This window comes from Mycobacteriales bacterium (assembly GCA_035995165.1).
GTDB lineage: Bacteria > Actinomycetota > Actinomycetes > Mycobacteriales > CADCTP01 > CADCTP01.
The window spans coordinates 24,044-33,403 of the sequence record DASYKU010000133.1 but is presented as its reverse complement, the minus strand read 5'-3'; the positions used below and the strand labels follow the sequence as shown (position 1 = coordinate 33,403).

The 9,360-nt window shown below is 74.4% G+C and carries 9 protein-coding genes; 4 read left to right on the top strand and 5 right to left on the bottom strand.

Annotated features, from left to right (window positions below; translation table 11 throughout):
• Positions 1-702 (bottom strand): ATP-binding cassette domain-containing protein (locus tag VGP36_22580; GenBank protein HEV7657497.1); only part of this gene is annotated, 702 nt, incomplete at its 3' end.
• 180 nt (positions 703-882) lie between these two features.
• Between VGP36_22580 and VGP36_22575 the strand changes: the two genes are divergently transcribed.
• Positions 883-1,899, top strand: a complete 1,017-nt coding sequence (locus VGP36_22575) for a LacI family DNA-binding transcriptional regulator (GenBank protein HEV7657496.1) — start codon at positions 883-885, stop codon at positions 1,897-1,899.
• A gap of 10 nt (positions 1,900-1,909) precedes the next feature.
• Here VGP36_22575 and VGP36_22570 read toward each other — a convergent pair whose 3' ends face one another.
• Both VGP36_22570 and VGP36_22565 read right to left on the bottom strand, forming a co-directional pair.
• The gene (locus tag VGP36_22570; protein HEV7657495.1) at positions 1,910-2,212 is read right to left on the bottom strand and encodes an AzlD domain-containing protein; all 303 of its coding nucleotides are present in this window, start codon (positions 2,210-2,212) and stop codon (positions 1,910-1,912) included.
• Positions 2,209-2,889, bottom strand: a complete 681-nt coding sequence (locus tag VGP36_22565; GenBank protein HEV7657494.1) for an AzlC family ABC transporter permease — start codon at positions 2,887-2,889, stop codon at positions 2,209-2,211. Before VGP36_22565 ends, VGP36_22570 begins: the two co-directional genes overlap by 4 nt.
• Positions 2,890-2,976: 87 nt before the next feature.
• Between VGP36_22565 and VGP36_22560 the strand changes: the two genes are divergently transcribed.
• Positions 2,977-3,738 (top strand): isocitrate lyase/phosphoenolpyruvate mutase family protein, encoded by a 762-nt coding sequence (locus tag VGP36_22560; GenBank protein HEV7657493.1) that lies wholly within the window; start codon positions 2,977-2,979, stop codon positions 3,736-3,738.
• Here the strand turns inward: VGP36_22560 and VGP36_22555 are convergent.
• Positions 3,722-4,312, bottom strand: coding sequence for a DinB family protein (locus VGP36_22555; GenBank protein ID HEV7657492.1), 591 nt, complete (start codon positions 4,310-4,312; stop codon positions 3,722-3,724). The two genes, VGP36_22560 and VGP36_22555, sit on opposite strands and share 17 nt — an antisense overlap.
• A 51-nt stretch (positions 4,313-4,363) precedes the next feature.
• On the opposite strand from VGP36_22555, the gene VGP36_22550 reads away from it, so the two are divergent.
• Positions 4,364-5,320, top strand: coding sequence for a pyridoxal-phosphate dependent enzyme (locus tag VGP36_22550; GenBank protein ID HEV7657491.1), 957 nt, complete (start codon positions 4,364-4,366; stop codon positions 5,318-5,320).
• Here VGP36_22550 and VGP36_22545 read toward each other — a convergent pair.
• A complete protein-coding gene (locus VGP36_22545; GenBank protein ID HEV7657490.1) occupies positions 5,295-6,872 on the bottom strand; it encodes an aromatic amino acid ammonia-lyase in 1,578 nt (525 codons plus the stop codon). The two genes, VGP36_22550 and VGP36_22545, sit on opposite strands and share 26 nt — an antisense overlap.
• Positions 6,873-7,193: 321 nt before the next feature.
• Between VGP36_22545 and VGP36_22540 the strand changes: the two genes are divergently transcribed.
• Entirely contained in the window at positions 7,194-9,329 is a 2,136-nt protein-coding gene (locus VGP36_22540) for a DEAD/DEAH box helicase (GenBank protein ID HEV7657489.1), read from the top strand.
• Positions 9,330-9,360 lie beyond the last annotated feature (31 nt).

Below are 9,360 nucleotides of genomic sequence, written 5' to 3'. Positions count from 1 at the left end.
GTCGATGGTGAGGTCCTCGACCGGCGCCGTCCGGACGAAGCGGCCGTCGCGCATGATCGTGACCCGCTGGCAGCAGGCGAAGACCTCCTCCAGCCGGTGCGAGATGAACAGCACGGCCGCGCCCCGCTCGCGCAGGGTGGTGATGACGTCGAACAGCCGCAGCACCTCGACCGTCGTCAGCGCCGCCGTCGGCTCGTCCATGACCAGCACCCGGGCGTCGAACGACAGCGCCTTGGCGATCTCGACGATCTGCTGGTCGGCGACCGAGAGCCCGCGGGCGATCCGGGTCGGGTCGAGCGCGACGCCGAGCCCGGCGAACACCGCGCGCGCGTCCCGGTCCATTGTGGACCGGTCGATGGCCCGCGACCGCCCGCGCGGCTGCCGTCCCATGTAGATGTTCTCGGCCACGGTGAGGTCCGGGAACAGCGACGGCTCCTGGTAGATGATCGCCACGCCCGCGGCCTGCGCGTCCGACGGGCCGCCGAACTGCACCGGCTCGCCGTCGATGAGCAGCGTGCCCGAGTCCGGCCGATACACGCCGCCGAGGATCTTGACCAGGGTGGACTTGCCGGCGCCGTTCTCCCCGACCAGCGCGTGCGCCTCGCCCGGGAGCAGCGTGATCGAGCCGTCCTCGAGGGCCGCGACGGCACCGAAGCTCTTCCTCGCCTCGGCGAGGACCAGCCGGGGAACGGGTTCCGCCATGCCTGGTGTCCCCTCTGCCGAGCTGCGAGTGAAACCTTTCATTTCCTGAGGGCCGAACGTAATGTGGGTCACGTGGGGCGTCAAGAGGGAGTTTCTGATCCGTTACCCGAGCATCACGGCGGCGGATCGCTCTGTTCGTACGGTGCGGTCTAGCGTGCTCGGCGTGCGGAGCGGACGGCGATGAGCGAACCGGCCGGCGTGGTCGACGTCGCCGCCCGCGCGGGCGTCTCCCTGGGCACCGTGTCCAACGTGCTGAACCGGCCCGAGCGGGTGTCGCCCAAGACCCGGGCCCGGGTGCTGCGGGCGATCGAGGAGCTCGGCTTCGTCCGGAACGAGGCCGCGCGCCAGCTGCGGGCCGGCCGCAGCCGTACGGTCGGGCTGGTCGTGCTCGACGTCCGCAACCCGTTCTTCACCGACGTGGCCGCCGGGGTCGAGCAGACCGCGGGCGCGTCCGGCTCCTCGGTCGTGCTCTGCAACAGCAACGACGACGTGGCCCGGGAGCGGCACTACCTCAGCATGCTCAAGGAGCAGCGCGCGTTCGGCATCCTCATCACGCCGGTGGGGGAGGAGACCGCCGGCGCCATCGAGGAGATCCGCGAGCGGGGCACCCCGGTCGTGCTGGTCGACCGGGGCACCAGCCGCAACCAGTGCTCGGTCTCGGTCAACGACCGGCTCGGTGGTGAGCTGGCCGTCGCGCACCTCGTCGCCCAGGGGCACACCCGGATCGCGTTCGTCGGCGGCCCGGTCTCGATCGACCAGGTCCGGCAGCGGCTGCTCGGCGCCCGGTCCGCGATCGCGGCGGCCGGGCTGCGCAAGGACGCCCTCACGGTGATCGAGACGCCGCGGCTGGACGTGGACGCCGGCCGGGCCAGCGGCCCGCGGCTGGCGGCGATGTCCGCCCGCAAGCGCCCGACGGCCGCGTTCTGTGCCAACGACCTGCTCGCGCTGGGCCTGCTGCAGGACACGGTCCGGCGGCAGCTGTCGGTGCCGGGCGACCTGGCCATCGTCGGGTACGACGACATCGACTTCGCGGCGGCCGCCGCGGTGCCGCTGACCTCCGTACGGCAGCCGCGGTTCCAGCTCGGCCGGGCCGCGATGGAGCTGTTGCTGGAGGAGGCGACCGACCGGGAGACCCACCAGCATCGCCAGGTCGTCTTCGAGCCCGATCTGGTCGTCCGCGAGTCGACCACCGGCTGAGCCGCCGGCGTCAGGTCAGGGCGCGGAGGACGGCGGCGGTGCCGGCGGCGGCGAGGACGACGACCAGGAACGGGGCGCGCCGCCAGACCAGGACGGCGGCGACGGCGAGCGCGGGCAGCCGGGCGTCGGCCACCAGCCGGTGACCGTCGCCCACGGTCTGGGTGAGGATGAGCGCGGCCAGCAGCGGCACCGAGACCAGGTCGAGGGTCCGCCGGGTCCGCGGGCCGAGCTCCCGGCCGCCGGCCAGCACCGGCCCGACCGCCTTCAGCCCGTACGAGACCGCGCACAGCGCCAGCAGGACGGTCCAGCTCATGCCGGCACCCCGCGGGAGCGGACGCCGCGGGCGAGCAGCACGCCCGGGACCACGCCGGCCAGCGCGGCGATCACCGGCACCCCGCTCGGCGCGTACGGCAGGAGCACCAGGGCCAGCACCGCCCCGACGACCGCGGCGGCCGGCGCGCCCGGGCGGCGCAGCTGCGGCGCGAGCAACGCGAGGAACGCCGCCGGGAACATCGCGTCGAGCCCGAACGCCCGCGGGTCGGACAGCCCGCCGCCGAGCAGCGCCCCGAGCAGCGTGCCGGCGTTCCAGAACAACCAGACGCTGACGCCGGTGGCCAGGAACGCCCGCCGGGACGCCGCCGGGTCGTCCTGGGCCCGGGCCATCGCGGTCGTCTCGTCGATCACCAGGTGCGCGGCCAGCGCCCGGTCCCGCAGCCGGCCCGGCAGGATCGGAGCCAGCGACAGCCCGTACGCGGCGTTGCGCAGCGCCAGCATCACCGCCGGGCCCATCGCCGCCAGCGCGCCGCCGCCGGCCGCGAGCACCCCGATGAACGCGAACTGCGACGCCCCGGTGAACACCAGCATCGACATCACGCAGGCCTGGGCCGCGCTCATCCCGGCGGCCACCGCGAGCACCCCGAACGAGACGCCGTACACGCCGACGCCGAGGCCGATCCCGACGGCCCGCCCGACGATCCGGTCCTGATCCATGCGACGACGCTAGCCACGGACGAGGGGCAGATGGGTGCGTTCCGTGCGGCTGACCCGCGGTCGGGGGGCGGTGAAAGGATCGGGTGCATGAGCGACCTCGCCTCGCGCGCCTCGGAACTCCTCCGGCTGCACCACACCGGCAGCACCCTCGTCCTGCCGACCGTCTGGGACGCCTGGTCGGCCCGCGCCGTGGTCGAGGCGGGCTTCCCGGCCCTCAGCATCGGCAGCCACCCGCTGGCCGACTCCCGTGGCCAGCGGGACAACGAGGGCATGAGCCTGGACGACGCGCTCGACGGCATCCGGCGGATCACCGGCGCGGTCGACGTCCCGGTCACCGCCGACGTGGAGTCCGGCTACGACACGCCGGCGGCCGAACTGGTCGAGCGGGTCCTGGACGCCGGCGCCGTCGGCGTCAACATCGAGGACACCGTGCACAGCCAGAAGCGGCTGCGCGAGGTGCAGGAGCATGCCGACTACATCGGGGCCATCCGGGCCGCGGCCGACGCGGCCGGCATCGACCTCGTCGTCAACGCCCGTACGGACGCGTTCATCGGTACGACCCAGAGGTTCGACGACCCGCTGGCCGAGGCGATCCGCCGGCTGACCGCGTGCGAGGCGGCCGGCGCCCGCTGCGTCTACCCCGTCCGGGTGCCCGACGCCGACACGCTGCGCGCGCTGCTCGCCGCGCTCGACGGCCCGGTCAACGTCACCGCGCATCCGGTCACGGGCGCGCCGTCCGGGTCGTTCGACGAGCTCAGGTCGCTGGGCGTGCAGCGGATCACCTTCGGCCCGCTGCTGCAGGCCGCGCTGACCGAGAACCTCACCGCGCTCGTCACTCCCTGGCGATGAACTCCCGGGCGGTCCGTTCCAGCTTCGCGTGGTAGTCCGCCCACCACTGCTGGTCAGCGTCGGGCAGGCTGGTGTTGCCCGCGCGCACCCCGGTCGCGCCGTCGATCAGCTCCCGGACCAGGTCGGCGTGGCCGGCATGGCGCTCGGTCTCGGCGATCATGTGCACGAGGATCCGGTGCAGGGTGGTCTCGGCCCGCTCCGGCGGCCACCACGGCACCCGGCCGAGGCTGTCCAGGGGCAGCGCGTCGACGGTGGCGTCGGAGTGCGCCCAGACCCGGCGGTAGAGCCCGACGACGTCCTCCCGGGACTCGTCGGCGGTCGCCCACATGTCGGCGTTCGGCTCGGCGGCGTCCCAGTCGGGCATCTCCTCCGGGAACGGCCGGCCGAAGGTCTCGCCGAGGTAGCCGGACTCCACCGCGGCCACGTGCTTGACCAGGCCCAGCAGGTTGGTCCCGCTCGGCACCAGCGGCCGCCGGACGTCGTACTCGGACAGTCCGTCGAGCTTCCAGAGCAACGCCTCCCGGCCGCGCTGCAGGTAGCGGCGGAGGTCGTCTTTGGGATCGGTGTCAGCCACGCCGGAAGGATGCCAATGCGGCGGCCCCGCGGCAACGTAGGTTTCATCCCCATGGCCGGGACGCGTCTGGACCTCGACCGGATCCGGGCGGCGCGCCGGCTGATCGACCCGGTGTTCCTCGACACGCCGTTGTACCGCTGCGAGGCGCTGGACCGCGTACTCGGCTGCGCGGTGAGCATCAAGCTGGAGACGGCCAACCCGGTCCGCTGCTTCAAGGGCCGGGGGACCGAGGTGGTCGCGGGTCTGCTCGCCGCCGGCGGCGGGCGGGCCGTGGTGTGCGCCAGCGCCGGCAACCTCGGGCAGGCGCTGGCCTGGTCGGGTCGCCGCCGGGACCTGGCCGTGACGGTCGTGGCGTCCCGGTCGGCCACCGCGGCCAAGCTGGACCGGATCCGCGCGCTCGGCGCCGAGCTGGAGCTGGTCGACGGCGACATCGAGGCGGCCCGGGCCCGGGCCGCGGAGCTCGCGCGGCAGCGTGGTGTCCGGCTGGTCGAGGACAGCCTCGACGTCGAGACCTGCGACGGCGCGGCGACCATCGGCCTGGAGCTGGCCGCCGGACCGCCCGCCGACGCGGTGCTGATCGCCCTCGGCGGGGGCGCGATGGCCACCGGCGTGGGCTACGTCCTGAAGACCCTGCGGCCGGCCACCGAGGTGCTCTGCGTGCAGCCGGCGGGCGCCCCGGCCATGACCCGGTCCTGGCACGAACGCCGGGTCGTCAGCACCGACTCGATCGACACGATCGCCGACGGTGTCGCCGGCCGCCACCCCATCCCGGCGGTCCTGGACGATCTGCTGGCGGTCGCCGACGACGCCGTCCTCGTCCGGGAGACCTCGATCATCGCGGGCCTGCGGGCCCTGTACGAGCACGCGGGTCTGGTCGCCGAGCCCTCCGCGGCGCTCGGCGTCGCCGCCGTCCTGGAGGACCCCGGCCGCTTCGCCGGCCGCCACGTGGTCGCCATCGTCTGCGGCGGCAACGTCGACCCGGTCACCTACCGCGGCTGGGTCGGCTGACCCCTCGGCGGGGCCGGGCCGGGAAGTGGTCGCGCAGCGCCCGGTGCACGGTGTCCGGGTACGGTTCGGCGCTCGCGATCGCCTGCTCGACGGTCCGCAGCGCCGCGGCGGTGCCGGCGCCGAGGGCCGGCGTGGCGGGCGCGGTCGAGAGCACGTCGCGGGCCAGCAGCAGCTCGATCGCCAGCAGGTCCTCGAGCATGTCCAGCGCGGCGTCGGTCTTCCGTACGGACAGCGGCGCGCTGGTGCCGTGGTCCTCGATGCCGTGGTCCAGGGACGGCGCGTCGAGGCTGGCCGGCGCCGCGAGCTGCTTCAGCTCGGGCAGCAGCGCGGCCGCCGGATAGCGCAGCTGCACGCCGTACGCCACGGTGGCCGACCCGCTCACCCGCTGCCCGAAGAACATGTCCCACAGGTGGCTCATCCGGCGTTCGCTGAGCTGCCCGACCTGGGCCAGGACGATCCGCAGCGCGTCGTGCGCGGTCGCCAGGACCACCGGGTGGAAGTTCCCGTTGCTCACCAGCACCTGGTCGGGCACGAACACCAGCGGGTTGTCGGCGGCGGCGTTCAGCTCGGCGGTCACCGCGGACCGGGCCGCGGTGACGTACTCGCGCAGGGCCCCGTGCACCTGCGGCACGACCCGGAAGGACAGCGCGTCCTGCACCGACCGGCCGCTGTCCGGGCTGAGCAGCGGGCTCCCGGCGAGCAGCGCGCGCAGATGGTCCGCGGCCGCGATCTGACCGGGGATGGGCTTGGCGTGCCCCACCGCGGGGTGCAGGACCGAGGTGTTGGCGCCGATCGCCTCCATCGACAGCGCCGCCGCGACGTCGGCGGCCTCGGCCACCGCGGCGGCCCGGGCCACGACCAGCGCGCCCTGGCCGACCGACACGCCGTTGGCGGAGATCAGCGCCAGGCCGTCCTTGCCGCCGAGCTCGAGCGGCGTGATCCCGGCGCGGCGCAGCGCCTCGGCGCCCGGGACGACCTCGCCCCGGAACTCGGCGCGTCCCATGCCGATCGCGACCTGGGCCATGCCGGCCATCTGCCCGAGGTCGGCCGCCCCGACCGAGGCCGTCTCGGCGACGACCGGATGCACGCCGGCGTTCAGCATCGCCGCCAGGATCTCCGCGACCGCGACGCCGGCGCCGGAGCCCCCGCGGGCGATGCCGTTCAGCCGTGCGGCGAGGGCGGCCCGCACCACCGCGGTCGGCAGCGGCGGCCCGATCCCGCCGCCGTGCGAGACGATGAGCAGCCGCTGGGCGCCGCTGATCTGTTCGTCGGTGAGCCGGATGTTCCGGCCGTGCCCGACCTGGGTGGTCAGGCCGTAGACGATCTCGCCGGCGGCGAGCGCCCGGTCCACCACCGCCCGCCCGGCGGCGATCCCGGCCCGGGTGGTGGCGTCCAGCTCCACCCGCGCGCCGTCGACCACCGCCAGCAGGTCGTCGATCGCCAGCGGAGCCTCGGTGATCGTCACCGTCGCCAGGCGGCGGTCGCGGGTGGATACGGCGCGATCGTCACCGCCGTCCGGATCGTCCACCTGGTCCGGATCCGGTGACCTCACCGGCGGATGTTATCCGTCCGTTCTCCGCCTGACGGCCCTGGGAATCACGCGGGGCCGCCGACGTTGATAGCATTGAGGCAGCCGAGATCCGAACCGTCGTCCGACGACGACCTTCTCGAGCGGTGATCACGAGTCCACCCCATCGGCGGCTCCGGGTTCGTGTGAGAGCCCGCCGAGACCCGCAGCGTTGCTCTTCGGAGATTCGCAGCCGGCTCGGCGCGAAGTACCAGGGCCTCTGGCCCGGGCGTCGTTCGCCCGACCTGGAGGACCCTGCGGCATTTGCCGCGGCCGTCGTGCCGCGGCGTTCAGAGGAGGAAGTCTGTGACCCGACCGGGCCGGCGCCAGCCGGGTGGTGCTCGCCGCACCGCCCCGCGCAAGCAGCCACCCGTCCGCCACCGTGGCGACGTCATCTCGGAGCTCGCCCGGACCGCCCGGGAGGTCGAGGCGGCGGCCCGGCGCGACCGCGTGACGCCGTCCGTGCGTACCAAGTTCCAGGCCGTCGCCCTGCTGCTGCGCGACGAGCGGGCCCGCGTCCGGGCGGCGGCGGGAGGCGACGGTCACCGGGCCGAGCAGCTCAAGCGGCTGGACGGCATCGCGACCATCCTCGCGACGACCGCGGTACAGGACGCCGGGCTGCTGGCGCTGCTGGCCGAGGACGCCGACGTCTCCGACGCGGCGCGGTCCCTCAAGCGGCAGATGCTGCGGGAGCTCGGCATCGAGCCGGCGCCGGAGGAGACCGCTCCGGCCGAGACCGCGCCCGCGGCCGCCGGCTCGGAGCGGCGGGTCGTGCCGCAGTCGGTGATCTCCAGCCAGCTGGCGAACCCCTTCCTCGCGCCCGACTTCTCCGCCGTCCCGCAGCGCGCCGCCCGGCCGCGCCGGCTGCTCGGCTGGGAGCTGATCAACCCGCTGCTGAGCTCCTTCGAGCGCGCCGGCGGGGGAGCGCCGGCCCTGATGGAGCTTCCGTCGCCGACGGCCCGGTTCACCCCGGCGGGCCTGGAGCTGATGCCGCACCAGGGGCAGGTGGTCGCCGCGGCCGCGGCCGGCCACCGCACGTTCCTGCTCGCCGACGAGCCGGGGCTGGGCAAGACGGCCCAGGCGCTGCTCGCGGCCGAGGCGGCGAGCGCCTACCCGCTGCTCGTCGTCGTACCGAGCGTCGTGAAGACCAACTGGGCGCGCGAGGCGGCCCGCTGGACCCCGAACCGCCGGGTCACGGTCGTGCAGGGTGACGGCGAGACCGTCGACGGCTTCGCCGACATCGTCGTGCTCAACTACGAGGTGCTGGACCGGCACCTGGGCTGGCTCGGGGACTTCCGGTTCCGGGGGATGGTCGTGGACGAGGCCCACTTCATCAAGAACAAGGCCTCGCAGCGCTCGAAGCACGTCCTCGCGCTCGCCGACCGCATCCGGTCCCGTACGGCGCGGCCGCTGCTGATGGCGCTGACCGGCACGCCGCTGATCAACGACATCGACGACTTCCGGGCGATCTGGCAGTTCCTCGGCTGGATCGACGACAGCAAGCCCCTCGAGGAGCTGGTGGACGCGCTCGAGGACACCGGCCTGACGCCCGCCGACCGCGGCTTCTACGCCGCGGCCCGCCAGTGCGTGATCGACCTCGGCATCGTGCGCCGGCGCAAGCTCGACGTGGCCGCCGACATCCCGGCCCGCCGCATCGCCGACCTTCCCGTCGAGCTGGACGGACCGGCCGGGCGGTCGATCCGGGCGGCGGAGCGGGACCTCGCCGGCCGGATGGTGGCGCGGTACGAGTCCGCGCTCGCGAACCGGTCCTCCGACGCCGGCGCCGTCGACGGTGGCATCGACCTGGACCTCGTCCGCCGGGTGGCCCGGTCGGAGCTGAAGGACGCGACGGCCGCGAAGTCCGGCGAGAACGTCTTCAGCATGATGCGGCGCATCGGCCAGGCCAAGGCCGACCTGGCCGCGGACTACGCCCTCCAGCTGGCCCGCAGCGCCGGCAAGGTCGTCTTCTTCGCCAAGCACGTCGACGTGATGGACGCCGCCGAGGAGAGCTTCGCCCGGCAGGGGGTGCGCTACTCCTCGATCCGCGGCGACCAGACGCCGGCGGTGCGGCAGGCGAACATCGACGCGTTCGTCAACGACCCGGACGTCGCGGTCGCGGTGTGCTCGCTGACGGCGGCCGGCGTGGGCATCAACCTGCAGGTCGCCTCGAACATCGTGCTGGCCGAGCTGTCCTGGACCGACGCGGAGCAGACCCAGGCCATCGACCGCAGCCACCGCATCGGGCAGGCCGAACCGGTCACCGCGTGGCGCATCATCGCCGCGCAGACCATCGACGCCCGGATCGCCGAGCTGATCGACAGCAAGGCCGGCCTCGCCGCCCGGGCGCTGGACGGGTCGGACGAAGAGGTGTCCTCCTCGGCCGACGTCCAGGTCGAGGCGCTGGCCGCGTTGCTGACGGATGCGCTGCGGGCGGCGGCCTGACCGGCACCGAATTCGGTGGTCCGGTCCGGGT

Bases quoted from the DNA above. Each gene is read 5' to 3' on its own strand.
- VGP36_22575 (HEV7657496.1), top strand. From the start codon at position 883: ATGAGCGAACCGGCCGGCGTGGTCGACGTCGCCGCCCGCGCGGGCGTC.
- VGP36_22570 (HEV7657495.1), bottom strand. From the start codon at position 2,212: ATGAGCTGGACCGTCCTGCTGGCGCTGTGCGCGGTCTCGTACGGGCTG.
- VGP36_22565 (HEV7657494.1), bottom strand. From the start codon at position 2,889: ATGGATCAGGACCGGATCGTCGGGCGGGCCGTCGGGATCGGCCTCGGC.
- VGP36_22560 (HEV7657493.1), top strand. From the start codon at position 2,977: ATGAGCGACCTCGCCTCGCGCGCCTCGGAACTCCTCCGGCTGCACCAC.
- VGP36_22550 (HEV7657491.1), top strand. From the start codon at position 4,364: ATGGCCGGGACGCGTCTGGACCTCGACCGGATCCGGGCGGCGCGCCGG.